Consider the following 23,750-nt stretch of genomic DNA (forward strand, 5'->3'; position numbering starts at 1 on the left):
CGTCGCGGCGGCAAAGACACCCGCCCCGCGCGAACCCCGCCAGTCAACTCAACCGAATCTGCACAGGAACTCTGAAGTGGCAAGAATCATCGTTGTGACCTCCGGCAAAGGCGGCGTGGGCAAGACCACGACCAGCGCGGCGCTGGCCATGGGGCTTGCGATGCGCGGCCAGCGCGTCGCGGTCATTGATTTCGATGTCGGGCTGCGCAATCTCGATCTGGTCATGGGCTGCGAACGCCGCGTCGTCTACGATTTCGTGAACGTGATCCAGGGCGAGGCGAAGCTGAACCAGGCGCTGATCCGCGACAAGCGCAACGAGCGGCTGTACGTGCTGCCGGCCTCGCAGACCCGCGACAAGGAAGCACTGACGCGCGACGGCGTCGAGCGCGTGCTGAACGAACTTGGCGAAACCTTCGATTACATCCTGTGCGATTCGCCGGCCGGCATTGAACATGGCGCGCTTATGGCGCTCTACTTCGCCGATGAGGCCATCGTCGTGACCAACCCCGAGGTGTCCTCGGTGCGCGATTCCGATCGTATCGTCGGCATCCTGCAGAGCAAGTCGCGGCGAGCGGAACTGAACCTGGAACCGGTGCGCGAACACCTGCTGCTGACACGCTATTCACCGCGCCGCGTGGCGGCCGGCGAGATGCTCAGTGTCGGCGACGTCGAGGAGATCCTCGCGCTGCCCCTGCTGGGGGTCGTGCCGGAGTCGCCCGATGTCTTGCAGGCATCGAACGAAGGCGTGCCGGTGGTGCTGAACGAAGCCAGCGAGGCCGGTCAGGCCTACCTGGACGCGGTCGGCCGCCTGCTCGGCGAGACCCTGCCGCTGCGGTTCCTGCAGGTGCCGAAAAAAGGCCTGCTCGGTCGACTGTTCGGAGGCTGACATGGGATTGCTGAGCCTGTTCCGCAGCCAGCGGCCACCGAGCGCGCAGCGCGCGAAGGAACGCCTGCAGGTCATCGTCGCGCATGAGCGCAGCAGCCGTGGACGTCCGTCCTACCTGCCGCAACTCCAGCAGGAAATTCTCGAAGTCATCCGCCGCTACGTCGACGTGTCGCCGGAAGACGTGCAGATCAACGTCGAAAGCGACGATGGCTGCGAAGTGCTGGCGCTGAACGTCACGCTGCCCGAGCGCCCGCACGCGGCCTGAAGCCAAGGCACGAACGGCCCATGCGCGTCGTCAGCTTTCGCTCGCTGCGGATCGTGGTCCTGCTCGTGATTCTCGCGGCCGCCGCGATCTATACGCAGGGCCAGCGTCTTTCGACCCGCGGCTGGTACGAGCCGCTCGAGATGCAGCTGTTTCCGATTGCCGGCGACACCTCGCCGGCGACGGGGACTTACATCGAATCCCTGGACGAATCGCGCTTTGCCGCAATCGAGCGCTTCTTCAAATCCGAGGGCGCAGGCTATCGGCTGGTCGCGAATCGCCCCGTCAGTGTCCGCATCGGCCCCACGATCGATGCGGAACCACCAGACCCGCCGGGGCCGGACGGCGGCGTCCTGTCGGCCGTCTGGTACAGCCTGAAGCTGCGCGTATGGGCCTGGCGGGTGACGCCGGCCGGCTGGGGTCAAGGCGACGTGGTGCGCATGTATCTGGTCTACCGGCAGGGCGAACCGAATGCGGCGCTGCCGCACTCGCTCGGCATCGAAAAGGGTTTGCTCGGCGTCGTGCACCTCTACGCCGATTCGACCCAGGACGCGCAGAACACGGTGATCGTCGCGCACGAGTTGCTGCATACCGTTGGTGCAACGGACAAGTACGATGCGCGCGGCGAACCGCGCTGGCCCGATGGCTACGCGGATCCGACGGCTTCACCGCGCTGGCCGCAGAAACGCTGCGAGATCATGGCCGTGCGCATTCCGGATTCACCCGAGCGTTCTCTTATGCCCGAGAACCTGCGCGCCTGCACGGTAGGGCGCTACACGGCCGCCGAAATCGGCTGGATCGGCGATGCCACGCCTTAGTCGGGGCCGACCATAGTCCGGAGATACAGCCCTCCAGCCGCGCGTAGCGTTTCACAATCGATTGCCACCCGGCGGGAATCGCCATGTGCCGGAACTCATGAACACAACTCTCAAAGCGGAGAATTTCAAATTGAACCCCCTGAAGATGCGCGCTTTGGTCCTGTGCATCAGCATCGGAATCTCGGCGTCCGCCTGCCAAACCCCGGAATACTCTGAGGCCGATTTCAGACAAAAGATCGAAACGCTTATGGCAGTGTCCCCACCGCCATCTCAGAGCCGGCTGGAAGTGCTCCGCAGTTACGGTTCGGAGAAGGACAAGGCGGAATTCATGAACCGGGACGAATTCGCGTTTCCGGGTACGCTGGAAGACATCTACCAGGCATCCAGTGGACGCCCCATCCTGTCACAGGGAAGTCACTGCCCACGTTATTGCAGAGTGGTTCCCTGTAAACCGCCTTATCTGACCGAATGCGGCTTGATCTGCGGACCGGACCAAAACTGCCCGGACCCACAGTGCAAACCGGGACACGCCTGCTGAGCGCAAGGATCGACCGATCCTGCGCCCTGGGCGGCGGGGCGTCAGGTCAACCAGGTCATGTGCCCGGTTTCGTAGACATGGGTCAGCGAACGGTTGAACGGGAACACGCGCACGCGATAGCACAGCCGACCGCACCACTCGGGCTGCATGTCGAGCACAAAGCGCTGCTCTCCATGACTGTCCAGGCCATCGATGGGCTGGAACCGGTAGGACGCAAGGCGCTCCGGTTCGTCCTTGTGGCGGCGGCTGCGAATCGCCTCCAGCGCATTGAAGCCGCCGGCCATGCGTGACTGTGGATCCGGACGCTCGCACAGCAACAGTTCCACGGCCAGATCGTCGACCGACAGACCGTTCATCCGCACCGCGACCTCGACCCGCAGGCTCTGTTCGAATTCGATCCGGTTGACCGGTTCATGAATCTGGCGAATGGTGACATTCGGCCAGGCCTGGTGGACTCTGCTCTTCCACTGCGCAAGCTCGCGCGCCCGTGCGTGGTTGTTCTCCGTCAGCGCACGGCCCTGACGCGCCGCGGGCTTGTAGAACCCCGTGGCGTAGTCGTTGAGCACGCGCTCCATGTTGAACCGCGGCAGGATGGTCGCCATGGATCGTTTGGCCATCGCGACCCAGCCCGGCGAGTAGCCCTGCTTGTTGCGGTCGTAGTAGAGCGGCACGACCTGGTCCTGCAACAGCTCATAGAGCGTGCGCGCGTCCTCGCGGTCGCGGCGCGACGGGTCGTGCTCGTGCGGCGATGGCTTGATCGCCCAGCCGTTGTGTCCGTCGTAGCCCTCGGCCCACCAGCCGTCGAGCACGCTGAGGTTGATCGTGCCGTTCATCGCGGCCTTCATGCCCGAGGTGCCGCTGGCCTCCTGCGGATAGACCGGCGTGTTCAGCCATACGTCCACGCCCGGCAGCAGCCGGCGCGCGAGCCCGAGGTCGTAGCCCTCGATCAGCAGCACCTTGCCGACGAACTCCGGCATGTTCGAGATTCGATGAATGCTGCGGATCATCTCCTGGCCGGGCTGGTCCGCCGGGTGCGCCTTGCCCGCGAAGACGAACACGATCGGACGCTGTTCGTCCGAAGCGATCTGGCGGAACCAGTCCAGATCGTTGAACAGCAACGTTGCGCGCTTGTAGGTCGCAAAACGCCGCGCGAATCCGACCGTGAGTACATTCGGGTTCGCCGGATCGAGATGCTGAAGGATGCGATCCAGATGCGCCTCACTGACCTGGTTGCGCAGGTGCTGGTACATCAGCGTCTCGCGCAGCGAATACAGCATCTGCGACTTGATGGACTGGTTCACCGACCAGAACAGGTGGTCGGGAATCTCGTCGAGACGCTCCCAGAAGCCGATGTCCTTGATGTGATTGCGCCACTCGGCGCCGACGAAGCGGTCGAACAGCAGCACCCAGTCCTTGGCCAGCACGCTGGTCACGTGCACGCCGTTGGTGACGTAACGCATCGGGTTTTCATTGGTCGGCACCTGCGGCCAGCAGGGCGCGCAGATCTCGGCCGATACATCGCCATGGATGCGGCTCACGCCGTTGTGGTGGCGCGAGGTCCGCACCGCCAGCACGGTCATATTGAAGTCTTCGCCCATGCGCGAGACATGCCCCATGCCGGTCAGATGCGACAGATCGATGCCCATGGCGGACGCATAACGCTCGAAGTACGCGCGCATCATCGGCTCGGGAAAGTGGTCGTGTCCGGCCGGCACGGGCGTGTGGGTCGTGAACACGGTCGCGCCCGAAACGGCCTCCAGCGCGGTGTCGAAGTCCAGGCCCTGTTCGATGTATTCGCGGATGCGTTCCAGCCCCTGGAACGCGGCATGCCCTTCGTTGACATGCCACACCGTGGGAGCGAGCCCCACCGCGCGCAGCGCGCGCACGCCGCCGATGCCCAGCACGATCTCCTGGCGCATGCGCATGTCGCGGTCGCCGCCGTAGAGCACGTGCGTGATCTCGCGGTCCTCGGGACGGTTCGCCTGCAAGTTCGTGTCGAGCAGCACGAGCTGCGCGCGACCGAGCTTCGCGCGCCACACGGCCACGCGCACATCGCGCTCGGCCATCGGCACGTCGATGTCGATCGGGTTGCCATCGGCATCGAGTGCGCGGGTCACGGGCAGGTCGGAGAAGTTCGAATCCGCGTAGTGCGCGACCTGGTTGCCCTCGCCGTCGATGGTCTGCTGAAAATAGCCCTGCCGATACAGCAGCCCCACGCCCACGAACGGCAGACACAGGTCGCTGGCGGTCTTGCAGTGATGCCCGGCCAGAATGCCCAGGCCGCCCGAGTAGATCGGGAAACTCTCGTGGAAACCGAACTCGGCGCTGAAATAGGCGACCAGATCGGGCGGGTCCATGAGGCGCTCGATTTCGGGCCCGCCGCGTTCGCCGTGATAGGTATCGAAATCCGTGACCACGCGGTTGTAGTTCGCCATGAACACCGGGTCGGCGGCCGCGTTGGCGAGCGCGCCCTCGTCGATGCAGCGCAGGAACACCTTCGGATTGTGGCCGCAGCGCCGCCACAGCTCGGGATCCAGCGGTCCGAACAGCTCGCGGGCCGAGCGGTTCCAGCTGTACCAGAGGTCCTCGGCAAGCTCGGACAGTCGCCCGAGTTCGGGCGGCACGCGCGGGTTGACCTCGAGCTGGAATCGTTTGGCGTCACTCATCGATGTTGGTCCGGTTTGTTCAGTCGTTGAAGTGGGTGCGGAGCACGCGCCAGAGCGGCACCGCGCCCACGAATGGTGCGTAAACGGCGCGCCGCCCCCCCTGCCATGGTACGAAATGCGCCAGGAAAGTGCCCGTGCGACGATTCCGCGTCACGTTACAGTTTCACAAGCACGGAACATGCCATGCCCGACCAACCGCGGCGTTAGGACGGACGGGGCGGCGCACATGGGTAAAATATCGTTTCCTGCGCGGACCCGGGCAGGCTCCGGCGTTAGTATGAGCGGATTGCACCCACGGCTGAATGAGGTAGCCATGAAACATCTTTCCCATGCCCTGCTGCTCGGCGTCGCCCTGAGCGTCACCGGCTGCGGCGACCAGAACAGTTCACAGCAGGCCGCCTCGGCCGGTGGCAGCGGCGCGTCCGGCAATACCGAGCCCTCGTCCTGGGACCGCGCCAAGACCGCCGCCGGCGAGGCCTACGGCAAGAGCAAGGAGGCCGCTTCGGCCGCCTGGGACGCGACCAAGGAGAAGTCCGGCGAGGTCTGGGACGCCACCAAGCAGCAGTCCGCGGAGACCTGGGACAAGACCAAGACCGCGACCAGCGAGGCCTGGGACGCCACGAAACAGAAATCCGGCGAGGTCTGGGACGCCACCAAGCAGCAGACGGCCGAGTCGTGGGAGTCCACCAAGCAGGCCACCGGCGAGACCTGGGACAAGACCAAGGATGCAGCCAATCGAGTGGTTGAAGCGGGAAGCGAGGCCTATGATTCCGCCAAGGCGAAGCTGTCGACCGAAAGCGATGCCGCGGACATACCTCCCGCCAGCACCAGCGCGAACTGAACCCCCGGCTCAACCGGCACCGTGAGCGGGTCCGCGCCCATGGCGTCGCCCCGCAGACCGCGCTCGCGTGACTGCGAGACCCACGCTTGAGTCGGGCGCCGAATGGGGCCTCGGCGAGGTCCGCCGTTTACCGGTCAGATGCCGCAGCAAGCGCCGCACTCCGGCACTCGCACTGCTTGCCTGCATCGCGCTGATGGCTGGCTGCGCCAGCGCTCCACCGGCATCCGATACCGCAATCGCGCTAGAGGGACAGTTCGACGGCATCGGCGCCACGGCGGTGCTGGATCCCAAGAGCCGATTTACGGGCAGTCCCTACGCGGACGTCGCGCGAAGCGGCTTGTTTGCGGTGCGCGGTCTTGACGATTGCGAACTCGCCGTACTCGCCGGCGGCGAGGACTCGTTCGCGGTCCGCATGGCGGCGTTAGGCGCGGCGCAGCATTCCATCCGGATTCAGGCGCTGGTGTTCAATGGAGACGAATCGGGCTTGCGCGTCGCCGAGGTGCTGAAGCAGAAGAAGGCCGCCGGACTCGACGTACGCATCATCGTCGATGCGTTTTCCAACCCCGCCTTGCAATCGCAGTGGATGTATTTTGACCTCAAGCAGCACGGCATCGAGGTCGAGGGCTACGAGGCCATGGCACTGCAGTGGCTCAACGAGGTGCCGATCCCGAACCTCACACCCCACTACGACCCGGAACAACTCGACAAGCGCTTCCACGAAAAGCTCTGGATCATCGACGGCGAGACCGATCATGGCATCGCGGTGACGGGTGGTATGAACATCGGCAACGAATACTTTCGCGCCAATCCGGAAGACCCGGATCGCACCTGGCGTGACCAGGACGTCGTGGTCCGTGGCACAATCCTCAACGACCTCGTCGATGCCTTTGACCGCAACTTCGACTACTTCGTGGAGGTCAAGAAAAGTCGCGGCATCTTCAATACGAATCTGTACTGGGATGCGACTCGCGCGGTACTCGACGAGACCGGCATGCTACCGATCAGCTACACGACCGATCCCGCGATCGAGGCGAATGTCACACGAATGGAGGCGCGTCGACCGACGCTGGATTACCGTCCCGCAACCTGTCGCTTCCTGCAGAACCGCCCGCGGCTGAAGGAAACCTATATCCAGCAGGCCTATCTCAAACTGATTGAACGGGCCAAGCGGGAGATCCTGATCGCGAACGCGTACTTCGTACCGACCCCGACGCTCGCCCGCGCGCTGAAGGCTGCCGCCCAGCGTTGCGTGTCGGTCCGGTTGATTTCAAACAGCCCGGACACGAACGACCTTCCTGAGATCAGCCTGGTCGGACGTGGTCACTACGGCGATCTGCTGTCCGTCAATGAAACCGCGGTAGTCCAGGCGTGCGCGAACCCGGATGCGGGAATTCGTATCTGGGAGTGGGTCGGTCAGTCGCCCGACGAACCGGCGCGCAGCCAGGGCACCATGCACTCGAAGTTCGCTGTATTCGACGGCGAGCGCAGCCTAGTCGGCTCCTATAATCTCGATCCGCGAAGCGAGCGCCTGAACAGCGAATCCGCGCTCGTATTCAGGCAACCCCGATTGGCAAAACAGCTACGCGCAGCGTTTCTGGATCACGACCTGCGATTCAGCCGCGAAGTCACGCCAAAGCTCGCCGCCAGTTTCGAGGCGCCCGAGGATGTCATCCAGCGTTTCCGGAAATCCCTCGCAGAACTCTTTCGCGACGAACTGTAGCGCCCACGCGCTACCGAATATCGCGAACGTTCCCGGTCGCGGCCTCGGACTGCCCCTCCTTCACCGGCGCATCGGCCTGATCCCAGAGCAGGCTGCGTATGGCAGCGTAGGGCACGGGGTTATTCGGAATGAACACGACCAGGCGCAGTCCATCGCTGAAATACGGATCACTCGTGAGGTTCTGCGCCGGCTGATCACGCGATGCACGTCGCGCACCCCGAATAAAGCCGAAGCGTTCGACCAATCCCTCCGCGAGGAGGCTGTGCAACACGTACTCTCGGGCAAGATCCACCTGCGGGTCGATGACGTGTGTGGTCAGGGTCGGCGATTCCGTGGTGAGCTTGACGCCGATGTCGCGGCTCACCTGCGCGATCCAGACCTGCCGACCCTCAACCAGATACGGCGCAAGCCACAGGCGCATGTGATTGCGGCGCGAAATATCGGTGCGCGCTCTCTGTAAAGCGAAATCCTGCTTGCGGCCGAACACGTAGAGGCTGCTGACCGGCGCGACTGGATAGGCTTCGCCCGACAGAGCGGCACCCACCAACCTTTGCACGGTTTTCAGGGAGATGCGGTGGGTGAACGACCAGCCGCTGCGCGAGAGCGCGGTCAGCACCGCCGCCGAATCACCCACGAACACAAGATTGAGCGGATCGCCGTCGCGCGTGCCGTCTTCATTCGTCACGCAGCACGGCAGGCGCTCGAGTTGCGCACGCAGCAGTTCGCCATCCAGATTCGGCAGCACCGCGCCCGCATAGGTATGCGCGGTGTCCATGCGTTCGAAGTCGAAATCACCGTCCGGGAGGGGCATCGCGAAGCCAAATCGCAGCTCGGCGAGCTCGTCGTTCCATGTGCCGCCCGGCAGACTCAGCGCGGCCTCACGATCCACCGCCGTCTCGTAGACATCCGCGCCCAGTCGTATGTCCAGATAACGCCCGCCCTCGATGCGCGGCAGGTAGATGAATCCCTCGGTAATCGTCATCGGATTCAGCAGCAGACGCATGGCTTGGTCGCGCAGGGACTGGCGCATGCGATCAAAATCCGCGGCCGGAACGTCCGGCTCCAGCAGGAGCGCGAGTTCATCCGGTGAATACAGGTCAGGATCGATCTGGTTGCGGATCAGCCAGAGGTTTCGCCAGGTGGCATTGCGCACCCGAAGCCACATCGCCTGCACGCCATGCGCGCCGAGATCCGCGCCGAACTGGCTGCGGGCCTCGTCGTCGGTCAGGATCGTCGTCGAAACCGTGACGTCGTGCTGGGTCTGCGACTGGACCCGCGGCGAATCGCCGATCGATTCCAGCGGCACGGGCGCATACACCGTTGCGCACCCGCTGAGCAGCGCCCCTGCGGCCACCACCAGTAGTGCGTGTTTCAGATCCGGCATATCAACATGCGGATCAGACGGTACGCTCGACGCCAGCCAGACGCACGAGCAGGCACGATACGTCGTGCCTGCCCCGCGGCGGTCTTCGGTCGCTGGCAGGGTATGTGCCGCGTGTCCAGCCCGGACTCATCGGCTTCAGTTCGACTTGTGGACCGCAGCCTTGGCCGTCTCCCACTGACGGTACGAATAGTCTCGCGCATCGTCCCAGTGTTTCTGCGACGTCTCGCGCGCCTCAGCCCAGGCCTGATGCGATTCGTCCTTCGCCTTCAGCCAAAGTTCGTGCGATTTCTCCTTCGCCGCCCGCCAGCTCTCATCGTCGGTTACCTTGTCCCAGGCGGCCTGCGACTCGCTCTTGGCGGAGCCCCACGCGGAGGCGGATTTGGCACGCGCCTTCTCCCAGACTTCCGACGAGCTCTGGCGTGCACGGTCCCAGGCGGCCTGGCTGGCATCCTTGGCGCTGTCCCATACCTCAACGGCTACGTCCTTGCCGGCGGCATAGGCTTCGGCGGTTTTCTGCTTGGCATTGTCCATCGCCGGTCCGGCCGCGACCGAACCGACCAGCGCGGCCAGCACGCCGGCCAGCAGCCAGCGCGCCGTCTGTTTCACATTTACTTTCATGTGGATTTGCCGTTCTCGTCTTCAGGGGAGCTGAATTGTAGCGTCATGCGGTTCTCCACAGCACCGACGCCCAGTTAGACCCCATCGCTGGAACCGATTGCAACGATTGGTCTCCGATGGAACTCCGGCGCCAAATTCGAAGCCTTATGACGAAGAAATTTCGACCGCGAAACCCGGCAGTTGAGGTGCCATTCGAAGCATGAAGACCTGGACGATCTGGATTGTGGCCGCCGCGGCGGCCTGGGCCGGCCCGGTGGCGGCCGACTGGCGTGAGGCCAGCTGCGACATCTACCCGAAGGGCGAGGATCACTCGAACAAGTCGATCCACTGCACCTTCGCGCAACGGCAGGGCTACATCACCATCACGCGTGAGGACGGCATCAGCCACGATCTCACACCGAAGGGTGACCGGGTCGGCAACTTCCTCGACCAGGACGGCCACACGGTCTACCGCCAGAGCGGCCTCGGCGATCAGGGGGTGATCTTTCGTTTCCCCACCGAGAGTGTGTTCGTCTACTGGAACGCCGGGCGGCTGGAACCTGCGGACCCGAGCAACCCTACGTGGCCCTTCACCACGAAGGGCTACCATGCCACCACGCTGCTGCGTTGCCGCGGTGTTGCCGATGCCGAGTTTGAACAATGTCCGGCCGGCATCCTCCGCATGGAAAACCGTCAGGCATCCGTCGTGATACAGAACCAGGCCGGTGAACAGTTCACGATCAATTTCATGACGGACTACGTCAACGCGACAAACCGCAAGGCCGAAGCCAAGCTGAACGGCGACACTTGGAGCGTAACCATCGACGACAAGGAGATCTACGAGGTTCCGCTGGCCGCGATCGAGGGAGGCTGATCAGATGATGCGACGGAACGCGCGGACCGTCGTGGCAACGGCACTGGCGCTGACAATTACGGCGCATGCCGCCGAACTGGACGGCACGTCCTGGCAACTGGTGAAGATCACGTCCATGGACGACCGCGTGTTCGACCCGGACGACCCCGCGCGCTACACGCTGACACTGGATGCAGACGGTACCGCGCGCATGCTCGCCGACTGCAACCGCGGATTCGGCCCGTGGACGTCGGCGTCAGCCGAGCAGCTTCAGTTTGGCCCGGTCACATCGACCCGCGCCCTGTGTCCCCAGGCTTCCCTGTCAGAGAAGTACCTTGCGCAGTTCGAGTGGGTACGCAGCTACGTGCTGACCGACGGGCACCTGTTCCTCGCGACCATGGCCGATGGCGCGATCATTGAATTCTCACCACTCGGTGTGCCGGCGCCCGCTGCCACGGTGCTCGGCGAGGCGCTCGATTCGGCGGCTGCCGAAGAGATTCAGGCCACGATCCTCGCCCGGCTGTTCGATCGCTATGCCATGGAGCAGGGTCTCGACGCGCAGCCGCTGGAGATTGACACGCTGGTTGCTGACATCCAGCGCGACATGACCGAAAAGGGCATGACGGCGGGTGCCGACCTGACACCGGACGAACCCGCCGAGGTGGATGTGATGCGCCGGAACATGGCGCAGGCACTGATTCGCCAGTGGAAAATCAATCGTTCGCTGTACGGGCGCTACGGCGGTCGCATCATCTACCAGCAGTTCGGCCCGGAACCCATCGATGCCTTTCGGCGCTTTCTGATGGAGCGCGAAGCGAACGGTGCGTTCGCGATCAACGATCCGGCTGTGGCGGCGCGGTTCTGGGAATACTTCACGGATGATTCAAAACACGAGATCGTGCCGGCGGGCAGTCCGGATGATGCGGATGCATTTTCGGTTCCGCCATGGCGGCAGCTCGGTAGCCGCCCGAAAAACCCAGGCTTCCATCAGCGCCGTCGAAGTTCATACGCCGCCGGCGTGAATGAGTTCGTAGTAGAGCTTCTCGAGCTCGGCTTTGTGCTGCGTCTCTTCGTTCGCAAGAAACTCGAACACCCGGCGCAGCTCGTCTGACGGGCTTACCTCGGCCAGCGCGCGGTACTGTTCCATGGCCGCGTGCTCGCGGCCCAGCGCGTACTGCAGCACGGCCTGATCGTCCGGGGCATCGCCGAGGTCCGGCAGCTGGATGCAGTCGGAGAACCGCGCGTCACTGGCGGGACGCGCCAGTGCTTCGTCCATGTGCGCCATGGCATCGACCCGCCCGGCGAGTTCCGAAAACAGCTCGAAGTGCGTCTGTTCTTCGGCCGCCAGTTCATCGACCAGCCAGCGGATGCGCTTGCTGACGCGCGGCGCCAGATCGCGATAGAAATCCCGCGCCGTGCGTTCGAATTCGGTCGCGACCGTCAGCGCCTCGCGCAGCGTCGTCGTGGCCTCAAGACGTGCGCGCCCGCTTTGGTGTCCCTCGGTCATGTCACCAGCTCCGCGGTCTCAAAGGCGGCGTGGATCGCGCTCGCGACCGTGTGACCATTCGCGACGGCACTGACGACATCCGGTCCGCGCACCGCATCGCCGGCGGCCCACAGCCATGGCTCCGAGGTGCGCAGATTCGCGTCCACACGCAGGCGCCCGCGATCCCACTCCAGTTGTTCGGTCAGTTCCGCACCGAGCAGCGACCAGTCGCTCATCTGGCCGATGGCCTCGACAATCAACGTACCCGGATGGATGCGTTCGTCGTCGGAATCGTAACTCGGCGCGAAGCGCCCGTTCGCATCGAAGATCGAACGCACGGCCCACGTCTTCAGCCCCACGGCGCGGCCGTCTCCAGCGACGATCTCCTGCGGTCCGCGCGCGGGAAGATACTCAATGCCCTCCTCAACCGCCTCGCGCAGCTCCTCGGGATCGGCCAACAGATGCGCGCGATCTTCCAGTGCCGTGATGGTGACGGCACCGCGACCGTAGCGCTGGAGCTGGACGCGCACCAGCGAGCGCGCGATGTCCATCGCGACATTGCCGCCGCCGATGACGATCGCCTGCTCCGGCACCTCGATGGACTCGCCAGCGACGATGGCACGCAGCAGATCGATCGCGCGCGCGACACCGGGCAGATCGCTGCCGGGCACGCGCGTGGAACGTCCGAGTTGCAGACCCAGCGCGAGCACGACCGCATCGTAGTCGGCTTTGAGCGAATCGAACGTGATATCCGTGCCGACACGCATGTTGCAGCGAATCTCCACGCCGAGCGATTCGACGACCGCGACGTCGCGATCGAGCATGGGCTGCGGCAGCCGGTAATCCGGGATGCCCCAGCGCGGCATGCCGCCGGCCAGCGGCTGCGCCTCGAAGACCGTCACGGCGTGCCCCTTGCGCGCAAGGTCGAACGCAGTGCTGAGACCCGCGGGACCGGCGCCAACGATCGCCACCCGGCGGCCGCTGGCCTTCGTGACACGGCCCTGCTTCGCGATGGCCTGCACGCGCTCGGGGCTGACCTGATCCATGGCATAGCGCTTCAGCCAGCGGATCGCGATCGGCTCTCCGCGATGTCCGACCGAACACGCCGTCTCGCAGCGATGCGTGCATACCCGTCCGCAGGTGTGCGCGAACGGATTGGTCTTGTAGATCTCGGCGACGGCCGCTTCGGCGTCACCACGCCAGATCGCGCGGATGTATTCCGGTGCGTGCATGTGCGTCGGGCAGGCGTCGAAACACATACCGCACTGCACGCATCGCGACGCCTCGATCAGCGCCTGGTCATGCGTGAAGCCGGCGACGATTTCATCGAATCCAGTTGCCCGTTCATCGGCTGCCAGCTCATTCATGGGCTGGCGCTTGTGATCGATCAGATCGGATTCGCCGTCCTTCGACCAGCCGCGCTCAAACACCCTGCCATGGATGCCTTTGGAATCGGGCAGGATGAAATAGCTGCCGAGTTCGTCGTCGCGACAGACATGCACATACTCGCGCGACAGCGAGATCGAGCCGGTCGGACAGACATCCACGCACAGCGCGCACCAGCAGCAGCGGCCGTAGTCGATGGCCGGGCGCAGGTTGCGCACGCCACGCGCGGGGTCGTCTGTCAGCGCGGGGATCTGCACCATGCTGATCGCGGCGTTGTCACAGACCTTCTGGCAGGTCGAGCAGCCGATGCAGGCCTCCCAGTCGTTGACATGAAAACCGCGGTAGCGCTCGCTCGCCGGGCGCGGCCCGAGCGGTTCGGTCACCGGTCGCCGGCCGAGAAACTTCAGGTTCGTCAGCGGCGCGAGCAGGCTGCCGCGCGCCTGCGGATCAATTCGCTTCACCGGTCGACCTCCGGCGGACAGGCATCCAGCGAGAACAGGATCTGTGCGACGTCTTCCAGTCGCGCACCGACCGCGAGCTGTTCGAGCACCTGCACGGCGTGGGTCTGCGACGGCCCGCGGATATGCGTGCGATACGGCCGTTCACCGCCGTTGGACACGACATACCAGCCCAGCTCACCCTTCGACGATTCGATGCGGATGTAGCATTCACCGGCCGGCACGTTCCAGGCGAGCGGGTTTGGAATCGGACAGCGGATCGTGCCCGGCATGCCGTCCAGTCGCCGCACGACCTGGCGAACGATGGAGATGCTTTCGGCGAGTTCCGAACGTCGCACCAGCGTACGCGCCCAGCAGTCCCCGGCGGATTCGGTGGGGATGTCGAAGTCGAGCTGGTCATAGACCAGATACGGGTCGTCCCGGCGCACGTCGAACGCCAGGCCCGTTGCACGCAGGTTCGGGCCCGTCACGCCGAGCGCGAGGGCCTGCTCCTGGGTCAGCACCCCGATCCCGCTCGCCCGCTGGATGAACACCTGGTTTTCGAACAGCAGTGCGTCATAGTCCGGCAGCCGCGATTCGAGATAGTCCATGGTCTCGAGAATGCGCGCACCCAGACCCGGCGGCAGGTCGCGGCGCACCCCGCCCGGGATGTTGTAGATGTGATAGACGCGCCCGCCGCACAGAATCTCGAACAGATCGAGGATCAGGTCGCGATCCGCCACACCCCAGAACGACGGCGTGTACATGCCAGTGGTCGCGGCATGTCCGCCGAAATAGAACAGATGGGCGGCGATGCGCGACAGTTCGAGTTGCAGCACGCGCAGCCACTTCGCGCGCTCGGGCACCTCCAGTCCGCACAGCTGCTCGACGGCCAGGCTGTAGGCGACCTCCATCGGCACGGGATCGGGCACGCAGATGCGCGGCGTGATCGCGAGGTTCTGGATCCACAGCCGGCCTTCCATGAGTTTTTCGAAACCGCGATGCAGGTAGCCGGCGTCGGCGTGCGCCCACTCGACCCGGTCGCCATGCAGTCGCAGGCGCAGCGCGTAGTTGCCCTCGATCCCCGGATGATTGGGGCCGATGTTGAGCTCGTACTCGTGGCTCGGCGGGTGCTGCTGAGGACGGTAGTTTTCGGGGCGCATGACTATCGCCTCGGCGTGCGGCCGGGCTTGCGGCTGAAACGCTGCTCGTCGGGACGGATGACGACCCCGCCGCCCTCGCGTTCAATGGACTCCAGCCAGTCCGGCCGGTAGTCCTGCCAGTCGAAGTGCTCGTTGACCCAGGCCTCGGCGTCGAAATCCTTGCGCATGGGCGGCGGGCCGTCCCACTCGGTCAGGATGAACCGCTCCATGTCCGGGCTGCCCTCGAAGTACACGCCATACATCTCATGGATGTCGCGCTCGTAAAAGGCCGCCGGCGTGTAGATGTCATAGACCGACACGTAGCGTCCGGGCGAGCGCGCAATCCGGGTGTGCGCCGAAACCAGCGCCCGCTGCTCATATGACCACAGGTGGTAGACCAGCTCGAACTCGCCGTCGTCGATCCAGTCCACGCAGGAAATGGCCGACAGATGCACGTATGAGGCGCGGCCCTTGAGCAGCGCGAGCAGGGTCGGCAGCGCATCGGAAGCGACGTCGACCCGCACCCGCCGCTCGTCACGGCGGCGCACATCGATGCCTTCGACCTCGTGCAGCAGGTTCGCGAGCCAGGGCGCGAGTTCGCCGGCGTTCATGATTTCGAACGTTCCACGTCAGCAATATCGATCCGCATGCGCAGCGGCTCCAGCGGATGCTGGTGCTGTTCGAGCAGCGCGGTGTGTTCCCCAAGGGTTTCTGATCCGAACAGCTGGTACTCGCGCGCCTCGCCGACGATGTCCGTGGGGGTCTGCCAGTTCGGGCCGAACAGACGCTGCTGGTGGCCGAGGTAGTGGTCGTAGCGACGGTAGTAGTCCTCCCAGCCGTTCGCACGCCCGTCACGGACGTCCCGCATCAGTTCACGCAGACCCTCGATCACGGCTTCCGGCCGCGGCATGCAGCCCGCGATATAGATGTCGACCGGCAGATAGTCGTTGAGCTTCTTGGCAGTCGCATAGCTCTGCCAGTACATGCCACCGTTGACCGTGCACGAACAGATGCCGATCACGTACTTCGGCGACGGCATCTGTTCATAAGTCAGGATCACGCGCTTGAGTGTCTTGACCGACACATAACCCGTGATCAGCAGGATGTCGGCCTGGCGCGGCGTGACCATCGGCTGGATGCCGAGGCGTTCCATGTCGAAGCGCGAGGTCATCGCCGGCGGCAGTTCGATCGCACCGCAACCGGTGCAGTAGTGCAGCAGAAACAGCGAACGGGAACGACAGAAGTCTACGAACTCGTCGAACACGTTCGCCAGCGGGTTGCTGCGCCCGCGACCGGCCTTGACCGGCACCGGAAAGTCGCTCATCTCATCACCACCGCGAGTCCGACCAGCGCGATCAACGTCGGCCATTTCCACATCAGGCGCACCATGTCCTCGGTGCGATAGCGTGGGAACACGAAGGCCACGCTCATCGGCACGGCCGCGACCACGAATATCTTCACGAGAAACGTGAACCAGTCCCCGCCACCGCCCAGGAACAGGCTCACATACAGCACGCTGGCCGTGTAAAGCTGAAAGCACTGCATGACGAACAGGCCGCCGAGGTACTTGCCGCCCATCTCGACCATCGGCCCGGTGGCGATCTCGGCCGGCGCGACATAGATCTCGAACGGCTGCTTGCCGAGCATGCCCTGCAATGTGAACAGCCCCGCGAACGCGAGGATCGGCATCTGCACCAGGCCCCAGCCTTGCAGGCCGCCCGCGCGCTGCGCCGCGATGATGTCGACGAGATTCGTCGTGCCGTAATGCCAGGCAACGGCAAACGCCACGATCACGAACGGAATGTCGTAGGCGAGCATCGCCGTCAGCGCGCGCGACACGCCAATCGAAGCGTTCGGGTTCGCGCACTGACCGGCGGCCAGCGCCAGACCCAGCGAGGGGATCATCGTCAGATACAGCAGCACGATCAGGCCACCCTGTTCCGCGATGCCGTTCATGCCCGGCACCGGCAGCAGGGTTTCGGCGGCCACATAGCCCCCGATCGCGACGACGAGGCCAAGGTCGTGCAGCAGTCCGTGCGAGACCTGTGCACGCTTGCCGAACAGCTTCACCACGTCATAGAGCGGTTGCAGAAGCGGCGGTCCGACGCGACGCTGGATGCGCGCTGCGATCCTGCGCATGCACAGCAGCAGAAACAGCCCCGTGACGAACGCCACGAGCGGCATCAGCACAAGCTCGATGAACAGTTCCAGTCCGGTGGACATCAGACCACCGCCCAGGCGAGCGCAAGCACGGCGAACGCCAGCCCGTACAGCAGCGGTTGTGCGTTGCGATACCAGCCGCTCATGGCGCGCGCCACTGTGCCAGTGACCGCCACAACGACCGATTCCAGCCATGCGAAGGTTCCGCGATACCAGGGCCGGATGTGATGCATGAGGCCCGCATAGAAATCCGCGCTGTACTGATAGCGCACCTGCGCGGTCAGAAAATGCCCGCCCGCGTAATTGTCCAGCGGATGCACACGCCGCGGGCGCGAACCGAACAGATAAAACACCCCGGCGCCAACGATCAGTCCATAGCCCAGCACCGCGCCGACCCAGAGCATGTTCAGACTGCCGTGCGGCGAATCGATCCCGCCGAGATGGTGAGCGAGGACCGGCAGCCCGAGGGCGGCCTGCGCCTGCGCCACCCAGTCGAGCACCAGCCCCGGCGCAATGCCGGTCACGAGCACGACGACGGCAAGCAGCAGCATCGGCACGAGCATGGCCAGCGGCGCCTCGCGCACCGTGTCATGTTCAAGCCGCAGCTGGCCGAGGAACAGGTTGTGCAGCAGCTTGAACACGGAAAGGATCGTGCCGAGCGTGCCGATCACGGCCGCCACGAACAACAGCGGCTGACCCTGTTCGATCAGCGACCGATAGATCAGCCATTTCGAAACGAAGCCGTTCATCGGCGGCAGGCCGGCCAGGCCGATGATGCCCACCAGCACGACCAGAAAGGTCAGCGGCATGCGCACGACGAGTCCGCCCAGTCGGTTCAGGTCCGCGGTACCCGCACGCAGCATCACCGCGAACACGCCCATGAACAGCGCGGCCTGATAGGTGGCGTGGTTGAACACGTGCATCAGTCCACCGGCCGTACCGAGTGCATCGCCGAGCACGAGCCCGAGCAGCATGTAGCCGCCCTGCCCGATGCCATGCCAGGCCAGCAGCAGGCGGGCGTCGTTCTGCCGCAATGCGGTGAAGGTCGGCAGGATGATCGTCGCGGCCGCCACCCAGGCGAACAGATCGAACAGATCGAAGCCGCCGAATATCGTCAGGCCAGCACGCAAGGCATCCAGTCCGATGAACTGCATCGGCACCACGGCCATCGCGAACAGGCCCATGCGCGAGGAAATCGCGCCGAGAAACGCCGCACCCGGACCCGGCGCATGGGCGTAGGCGCCGGCCTGCCAGAGATGCAGCGGCAGCAATCCCATCTTTGCGCCGAACCCGGCGACGAACAGCAGCACCAGTGCGAACCGTCCCCCGGTCGACAACGCGGCCCACGCGCTCGGCAATGCGGAAAAGCCCAGATCGCCGCCAGCGCTCCAGACCAGCGCGATGCCGGCGAGGATCGCCATCGCACCCGCGATGGCATAGGTCAGATAGCGCAGTGCGGCCGCCGGGGCCGGTCCACCACCGATCGCCATGAACAGGAAGCTCGCCCAGCTGACGAACTCCCAGCCGACGAACAGCGTGAGCAGATCGGCGCTGGCCACCAGCATCAGCATCGCAAGCACATTCAGCGCCAGTGCGAACTGTACCGGGTGCATCTCGCGACCTTTGCCGATGTAGAGCCCGCCCGCATACAGTGCGGCGACGAACGCGGCGCCGAGCGTGATCGCCGCGAAGAACCAGCCCAGTGCGTCCAGCCGCCAGCCGAGCGTCTGCCCGAATACCTCGACGCGCAGCGCGGATGCCAGCGCCTCGCCATGCAGTGCGCCGGTCGCAACCAGCAGCGCGAACTGGGCCGCGAAGGCGGCGGCCGCGATCCAGGCGGTGATCCGGTGCCGACCAGCGACGGCCGTGAACACGACCGTGGCCGCGGCCAGCGCGAACAGCCCGTCGAGCGCGTTCACAATCGGCCCCGACTTTGATGACCGAGCACGTTCGCGATGTATCCGCCGCGATCGGCGGCCTGCTGCGCAAGCCTGCCCAGGCGCTCGCCGATCGGTGCGGCCGCAACCGTGCCGACCAGCAGAACGCCACCGAGCAGTGCCGCCGGAAACGCACGAAACCGCCCCGGTGTCGCGGCCTGCGGTGGGTCGGCGCGATACATCGCCAGGATCAGACGAAACAGGTAGTTGGCCTCGACGACCGTCACGGCGAGCAGAACGAACGCCGCCACAAGCGCAACTGTACTGCCGGCATCCATGAGCCCGCGCAGCACGAACAGCTTGGCCCAGAAACCCGGCAGCGGCGGCAACCCGACCAGCGACAGCGCGAACAGAACGAACAACGCGCCCGCGAGCGGCGAGCGTCGCGCCACGCCAGCCAGTTGGTCCAGTGCGCCGGACCATTCGCGCGACAGATCGAACAGCGCGCTCTTGACGACCAGATGATGCAGCGCCGCGATCACGCCCGCGAGCACGCCCGCCGCGCCCGAGATCGAGAACGCGACACAGACGAGCCCGAGCTGCGCGATCGACGAACCTGCCAGCATGCGCGGGAAATCGCGCGCATGCCATGCCGCGAGTTCGCCGCTCGCCAGTCCCAGCACGCCGACCGCGAGCAACAACAGCGCCGCCTCCGGCTGCGTGAACACGAGCAGCAGCAGACGCACGATCACGAGCAGCGCCAGCTTCGACACCAGGCCCGCGAGCAGCGCCGAGACGCGCGCAGGTGCGGTCGCATAGACCTCCGGCACCCAGCTGTTCACCGGGAAGACCTCGGCCTTTACGCCGAAGCCGACCAGCAGGCACGCGAACGCCGCGAGTCCGCGCGCGTCGTGCAGGACCGTCGGTGCGCGCTGGGCGAGATGCGCGAGATTCAGCGTGCCGGCCGCGTTGTAGACGAGCGCGATGCCAACCAGCGCGACCAGCGAACCGAGTGCGCTCAACAGCAGGTAGCGCAGTGCGGCGATTTCGGAACGCGCGTTGTCGTTGACGGCCGCAAGGCCAAACGATGCAACGGCCGCGAGTTCGTAGAACACATACAGCGTGAACAGGTCGCCGGCCAGCGCCATCCCCGCGCCCGCGGCCGCCAGCAACAGCCAGAGACTGCGCTCGCGCACATCGGCCGTGTCGGCCCACGGCCAGAACAGCAGGCTCAGGAGCGGGACCGCGAGCGCAAACACCAGCGCGAGCGCATCGCCGACCAGCGCAATTCCAAGCGGTGCCGCGAAGCCACCGAGCGCCACGACCATCGTGGTCCCGCCTGCCCCGGCCGCCGCACCAAGCAGGATCGCTACGACTGCGGTGAGCAGCAGGGGGCCGAGCCAGCTGGCGACCGGCTTCGAGACCCGCGCAAGCGGACGCAAGGCAAACGCGCCCGCCAATGGCAATGCGATCGCCAGCGGCAGCGTGCTCACGGGTCTCTCACCAGATCATCGCGACGTGGCGCGTCGGCACTGGCGGCCGGTCCGAGCCCGGCCGCGCGATCAATCCCGCGTTCGAGCCGCTCGCGCAGCGCGCGCATCGACAGCGTCCCGACCCGCGCGTGCACGCGCACGACCAGCGCAATCGCGAGCGCCTGCACGCCCACACCGATGACGATTGCGGTCAGGACCAGCGCCTGAGGAACCGGGTCGACCATCGGCAGACTGCCGCCCGTGACGATCGGCGCAACGGCTTGCGGCCGGTAGCCGGCCAGCACCAGCAGCAGATTCGCGCCGGCCTCGGCAATCACCAGCCCGAGCAGGACCCGCAGCAGGTGGTCGGACAGCACCAGTCCGGCAATGCCGATGCCGATCAGACCGATCGCGCCGACATACATCACGACGACCAGATCCGGCGCACTCATGCGGAGGCGCCCGCCCCGGCCGCGAGGTCCGCCATGAGCCCCGCGAGCTCGGCACCGACCTTCACGCCGACCGCGCACGACAGCAGCGGCAGGCTGCCGGCGGATACCAGCGCGCCGGTCTGCCCCGTGCCGAACAGCGGCGCGAGGAATTCCCGATCCAGCGCGAATGCGCCGACCGCGACGCCGACGAAGGCCAGCCCGGCGAGGCCCTCGAGCCAGGCAATCGCCGCATGCGCGAGCGGGCGATCCGCGCGCGCAAGCACGCCGAGAAAAAACGCCGCCGCGAGAATCACGCCACCCTGAAAGCCGCCACCGGGCGTCAGATGTCCATGCGCGACGATGAACAGCCCGACGACCGCGAGAAACGGGAACAGCACATCGGCGCCCGTGCGCAGCACGAAACCGGCACGCGCGTGGTGGCCGCCGGGGCCGTTCGCCGCACGCCCCCGACTCAGCACGAGACCGACGGCGGTTGCCGCCGCGAACAGGATCGAGACCTCGCCGAGCGTGTCGAGCCCGCGATACGCGAACAGCACCGCCGTGACGACATTGGTGCCGCCGACGACCGCCGGCCCCTGCGCAGCGATGGGCCCGCCAACCGTCGTCAGCTGGCCCGGCGTGCTCAGACGCGCACCGAGCGCAAACAGCAGCGCGACGAGTCCGAGCGAAAAGATCAGCGAAGCGAACCTATGCATCGCGATGCCCGCTGTCGCTGTCGACACGCGCGAGGCCCAGGCGTTTCAATCCGAGCGCCAGAACGATCGCGCTGAGCCCCGCGCCCACCGCCGCCTCGGTCATCGCGACATCCGGCGCACGCAGCAGCGCAAACAGCACGGCGACCGCCAGCGAGACGACCGACACACTCGCGACGGCCGCAACGAAATTGCGCACGAACAGCGTCACGAGTGCGGCGACCAGCGCCATGACGACGAGCACCAGCGCAATCCAGCCCTCCATCAGGGCGCCCGCCATGGCGCCACGCCGCGCCGGAACAGCGCGCGCGCGATCGTCGACGAGCCGACCGGATTGGTCAGCAGCAGAAACAGCCCGATCGCGAGCAGTCGCGGCCACCAGTCCGGCCGCAGCAACGCCGTGCCGGCAAGCAGCGCGAGCGCCCCCAGCGTCGCGGCCTTGGTGCCGGCCTGGATGCGGTTGTAGACATCGGGCATGCGCAACAGGCCCAGCGCAGCAAGAAACGCAAACACCGCACCCAGCAAGAGCAGGACGTCGCCGGCAATCCTCACGATGCATTGCCCTCCAGCGCGTGCGCGAGCGCGACGACACCGATGAACGCGAGCACGCCGTAGACCAGCGCGACATCGAGCACAAACACGCTGTCGATGACGATCGCGAGCGGGGCGAGTGCCGCGGTGAGGATCACGGCCAGCGTGTCCGCGGCAACGATGCGGTCGCCGGCGCCCGGTCCGCGCACCAGCCGGACCAGCGCCAGCAGCACCGCCAGGCCCAGCAGCGCCAATGCCGTCAGCTCGGCAAGATTGAGGTTCACTGCAGGAATCCGGCCAGATGCCGTTCGAAGTCCGCGGCGATCCGCTCGGTTGCGGCCTGCATGTCCAGGCCCGGCGGCGCATCGATCCAGTGTATGCGCAGGCGCGAACCTTCCATGTCAACCGTCAGCGTGCCGGGCGTCAGCGTGATGGCGTTGGCGAGCAGCAGGCGCGCGAGCGGCGAATGCAGCGCCGTTTCGATTTCGACGATTGCGGGATCAAGCGGCAACGACGGCGACAACACACGCCGCGCAACATCTAGATTGGCGCGTACGAGCGCCAGCATGAACCGGCCGACGAACGCCAGCAGTGCAATCGGCATGCCGGGCGTCGCGCGCAGTCCCGCGAATGCGGCGAGCCGTTCACCGGACAGCGCCGTGACGAGCAGCGCCGCGAGCGCACCCGCGACGAGTTCATCGACGCGCCACTCGCCCGCCAGCAGCATCCACAGCAGCAGGCACAGGAAAAACACCGCGACACGGCGCGCGAGCGGCACACGCGACTCACGCTCAGCGCGCAACACGGGGGCGGAATCCGTCACGGCAGGACGTAGTTCGTCGGTGCGCTCACGCTGCGTTCAACATAGGCCGCGCGTGCGGCAAGCACGAGCTTGACCACGGACTGTTCGTCGAAATGATCGGTGTTCACGGTGAAGTCGTAGGCGGCCGGTTCGTTGATGTCGCGGCCGAACAGCTCCTGCACGAACTTCGCACGCTCCGCGTCGATGCGCTCGGTCATGGAACGCGCCTGCTGGGCCTCGAGTCCGTGACGCCCGGCGATGCGTGCATAGCGCATCGCGGCGGACCCCGTCACACGCAGACGCAGCACCGGCCGGCCTCCGATCGGACGACCGCCGAGAATGAAGTTCGCCCCGCGGCCGATGATCACGCCGCCGGTCGTCGCGATGCCAAGCACGGCGTTGATCAAGGCGCGTCGATAACGGCTGGAATAGGTGCCGCGACCGCTGATGACCGCCTGCAACCACTCGGTACGGCTGCTCGCGACGTGTTCGTCGAGCCGCTCGAGCATCTCGGTGCTGACGTCGGTTTCGCGGCCCATGAGTTCGATCAGCTCACGATCGAAGAACGGCACCTCGAGCGCCTCGGCCAGCAAGTGACCGATGTGCTCGCCGCCCGACCCGCAGTCGCGCGACAGCGTCACGACGCAGCCCGGACATTTCGCCGTGCGGGCCCGGCCATCCATGCCGGCGAGGAATTCGGATTTCAGGATCGCGTCGAGCGCGCGGTGTACATCGATGCGCGACATGC

Annotated in this window: 26 protein-coding genes; 8 read left to right on the forward strand and 18 right to left on the reverse strand. The window is 65.7% G+C overall.

Features of this window, described 5'->3' with window-relative positions:
- Positions 1 to 76 precede the first annotated feature (76 nt).
- The 4 genes from minD to KDG50_12595 all read left to right on the forward strand — a co-directional run bounded on the left by minD (position 77) and on the right by KDG50_12595 (position 2,504).
- Positions 77 to 886: a septum site-determining protein MinD gene (gene minD, locus KDG50_12580; protein ID MCB1866252.1), complete on the forward strand. Its 810-nt coding sequence runs from the start codon at positions 77 to 79 to the stop codon at positions 884 to 886.
- Between the two features lies 1 nt (position 887).
- Positions 888 to 1,151, forward strand: a complete 264-nt coding sequence (gene minE / locus KDG50_12585) for a cell division topological specificity factor MinE (GenBank protein MCB1866253.1) — start codon at positions 888 to 890, stop codon at positions 1,149 to 1,151.
- A gap of 20 nt (positions 1,152 to 1,171) precedes the next feature.
- Positions 1,172 to 1,966 carry a hypothetical protein gene (locus KDG50_12590; protein MCB1866254.1) on the forward strand — a complete coding sequence of 265 codons (795 nt, stop codon included), beginning with the start codon at positions 1,172 to 1,174 and terminating at the stop codon, positions 1,964 to 1,966.
- A gap of 97 nt (positions 1,967 to 2,063) precedes the next feature.
- A complete protein-coding gene (locus KDG50_12595) occupies positions 2,064 to 2,504 on the forward strand; it encodes a hypothetical protein (GenBank protein ID MCB1866255.1) in 441 nt (146 codons plus the stop codon).
- Between the two features lie 41 nt (positions 2,505 to 2,545).
- Here KDG50_12595 and glgP read toward each other — a convergent pair whose 3' ends face one another.
- On the reverse strand, positions 2,546 to 5,170 hold the full coding sequence (glgP, locus tag KDG50_12600; GenBank protein MCB1866256.1) for an alpha-glucan family phosphorylase: 2,625 nt from the start codon (positions 5,168 to 5,170) through the stop codon (positions 2,546 to 2,548).
- A gap of 313 nt (positions 5,171 to 5,483) precedes the next feature.
- Between glgP and KDG50_12605 the strand changes: the two genes are divergently transcribed.
- Together KDG50_12605 and KDG50_12610 are read left to right on the forward strand one after the other, a co-directional pair.
- Positions 5,484 to 6,011, forward strand: a complete 528-nt coding sequence (locus tag KDG50_12605) for a hypothetical protein (protein MCB1866257.1) — start codon at positions 5,484 to 5,486, stop codon at positions 6,009 to 6,011.
- A gap of 67 nt (positions 6,012 to 6,078) precedes the next feature.
- A complete protein-coding gene (locus tag KDG50_12610) occupies positions 6,079 to 7,731 on the forward strand; it encodes a phosphatidylserine/phosphatidylglycerophosphate/cardiolipin synthase family protein (GenBank protein ID MCB1866258.1) in 1,653 nt (550 codons plus the stop codon).
- Positions 7,732 to 7,741: 10 nt separating this feature from the next.
- Here the strand turns inward: KDG50_12610 and KDG50_12615 are convergent, their stop codons facing one another.
- On the reverse strand, positions 7,742 to 9,115 hold the full coding sequence (locus KDG50_12615; protein MCB1866259.1) for an LssY C-terminal domain-containing protein: 1,374 nt from the start codon (positions 9,113 to 9,115) through the stop codon (positions 7,742 to 7,744).
- Between the two features lie 135 nt (positions 9,116 to 9,250).
- The gene (locus KDG50_12620; GenBank protein ID MCB1866260.1) at positions 9,251 to 9,721 is read right to left on the reverse strand and encodes a hypothetical protein; all 471 of its coding nucleotides are present in this window, start codon (positions 9,719 to 9,721) and stop codon (positions 9,251 to 9,253) included.
- 211 nt (positions 9,722 to 9,932) lie between these two features.
- On the opposite strand from KDG50_12620, the gene KDG50_12625 reads away from it, so the two are divergent.
- A complete protein-coding gene (locus KDG50_12625) occupies positions 9,933 to 10,586 on the forward strand; it encodes a hypothetical protein (protein ID MCB1866261.1) in 654 nt (217 codons plus the stop codon).
- Between the two features lie 4 nt (positions 10,587 to 10,590).
- Positions 10,591 to 11,676, forward strand: coding sequence for an META domain-containing protein (locus KDG50_12630; GenBank protein ID MCB1866262.1), 1,086 nt, complete (start codon positions 10,591 to 10,593; stop codon positions 11,674 to 11,676).
- Here KDG50_12630 and KDG50_12635 read toward each other — a convergent pair.
- The 15 genes from KDG50_12635 to KDG50_12705 are packed head-to-tail and all read right to left on the reverse strand — an operon-like array spanning position 11,569 to position 23,748.
- Positions 11,569 to 12,072 (reverse strand): ferritin family protein, encoded by a 504-nt coding sequence (locus KDG50_12635; GenBank protein ID MCB1866263.1) that lies wholly within the window; start codon positions 12,070 to 12,072, stop codon positions 11,569 to 11,571. The two genes, KDG50_12630 and KDG50_12635, sit on opposite strands and share 108 nt — an antisense overlap.
- The gene (locus KDG50_12640) at positions 12,069 to 13,898 is read right to left on the reverse strand and encodes an FAD-dependent oxidoreductase (GenBank protein MCB1866264.1); all 1,830 of its coding nucleotides are present in this window, start codon (positions 13,896 to 13,898) and stop codon (positions 12,069 to 12,071) included. The genes KDG50_12635 and KDG50_12640 overlap by 4 nt, the downstream gene beginning before the upstream one ends.
- Entirely contained in the window at positions 13,895 to 15,037 is a 1,143-nt protein-coding gene (locus KDG50_12645) for an NADH-quinone oxidoreductase subunit D (protein ID MCB1866265.1), read from the reverse strand. The genes KDG50_12640 and KDG50_12645 overlap by 4 nt, the downstream gene beginning before the upstream one ends.
- 2 nt (positions 15,038 to 15,039) lie before the next feature.
- Complete coding sequence (locus tag KDG50_12650) at positions 15,040 to 15,627, reverse strand: NADH-quinone oxidoreductase subunit C (GenBank protein MCB1866266.1); 588 nt, start codon at positions 15,625 to 15,627, stop codon at positions 15,040 to 15,042.
- The gene (gene nuoB / locus KDG50_12655; GenBank protein MCB1866267.1) at positions 15,624 to 16,340 is read right to left on the reverse strand and encodes an NADH-quinone oxidoreductase subunit NuoB; all 717 of its coding nucleotides are present in this window, start codon (positions 16,338 to 16,340) and stop codon (positions 15,624 to 15,626) included. The genes KDG50_12650 and nuoB overlap by 4 nt, the downstream gene beginning before the upstream one ends.
- Positions 16,337 to 17,239 carry an NADH-quinone oxidoreductase subunit H gene (locus tag KDG50_12660; GenBank protein ID MCB1866268.1) on the reverse strand — a complete coding sequence of 301 codons (903 nt, stop codon included), beginning with the start codon at positions 17,237 to 17,239 and terminating at the stop codon, positions 16,337 to 16,339. Before KDG50_12660 ends, nuoB begins: the two co-directional genes overlap by 4 nt.
- Positions 17,239 to 19,095, reverse strand: coding sequence for an NADH dehydrogenase subunit (locus KDG50_12665; protein ID MCB1866269.1), 1,857 nt, complete (start codon positions 19,093 to 19,095; stop codon positions 17,239 to 17,241). The genes KDG50_12660 and KDG50_12665 overlap by 1 nt, the downstream gene beginning before the upstream one ends.
- Positions 19,092 to 20,546 carry an NADH-quinone oxidoreductase subunit J gene (locus KDG50_12670; GenBank protein MCB1866270.1) on the reverse strand — a complete coding sequence of 485 codons (1,455 nt, stop codon included), beginning with the start codon at positions 20,544 to 20,546 and terminating at the stop codon, positions 19,092 to 19,094. Before KDG50_12670 ends, KDG50_12665 begins: the two co-directional genes overlap by 4 nt.
- Positions 20,543 to 20,977, reverse strand: a complete 435-nt coding sequence (locus KDG50_12675) for an NADH-quinone oxidoreductase subunit K (protein MCB1866271.1) — start codon at positions 20,975 to 20,977, stop codon at positions 20,543 to 20,545. The genes KDG50_12670 and KDG50_12675 overlap by 4 nt, the downstream gene beginning before the upstream one ends.
- Positions 20,974 to 21,672, reverse strand: a complete 699-nt coding sequence (locus KDG50_12680; protein ID MCB1866272.1) for a sodium:proton antiporter — start codon at positions 21,670 to 21,672, stop codon at positions 20,974 to 20,976. Before KDG50_12680 ends, KDG50_12675 begins: the two co-directional genes overlap by 4 nt.
- Positions 21,665 to 21,934 carry a DUF4040 domain-containing protein gene (locus KDG50_12685; GenBank protein ID MCB1866273.1) on the reverse strand — a complete coding sequence of 90 codons (270 nt, stop codon included), beginning with the start codon at positions 21,932 to 21,934 and terminating at the stop codon, positions 21,665 to 21,667. The genes KDG50_12680 and KDG50_12685 overlap by 8 nt, the downstream gene beginning before the upstream one ends.
- Entirely contained in the window at positions 21,934 to 22,221 is a 288-nt protein-coding gene (locus tag KDG50_12690; protein ID MCB1866274.1) for a Na+/H+ antiporter subunit G, read from the reverse strand. The genes KDG50_12685 and KDG50_12690 overlap by 1 nt, the downstream gene beginning before the upstream one ends.
- Positions 22,218 to 22,484 (reverse strand): cation:proton antiporter, encoded by a 267-nt coding sequence (locus tag KDG50_12695; GenBank protein MCB1866275.1) that lies wholly within the window; start codon positions 22,482 to 22,484, stop codon positions 22,218 to 22,220. Before KDG50_12695 ends, KDG50_12690 begins: the two co-directional genes overlap by 4 nt.
- Entirely contained in the window at positions 22,481 to 23,023 is a 543-nt protein-coding gene (locus KDG50_12700) for a Na+/H+ antiporter subunit E (protein ID MCB1866276.1), read from the reverse strand. Before KDG50_12700 ends, KDG50_12695 begins: the two co-directional genes overlap by 4 nt.
- A complete protein-coding gene (locus tag KDG50_12705) occupies positions 23,020 to 23,748 on the reverse strand; it encodes a cytidylate kinase-like family protein (protein ID MCB1866277.1) in 729 nt (242 codons plus the stop codon). The genes KDG50_12700 and KDG50_12705 overlap by 4 nt, the downstream gene beginning before the upstream one ends.
- Positions 23,749 to 23,750: the final 2 nt, after the last annotated feature.

It is taken from the genome of Chromatiales bacterium (assembly GCA_020445605.1).
Taxonomy (GTDB): domain Bacteria; phylum Pseudomonadota; class Gammaproteobacteria; order JAGRGH01; family JAGRGH01; genus JAGRGH01.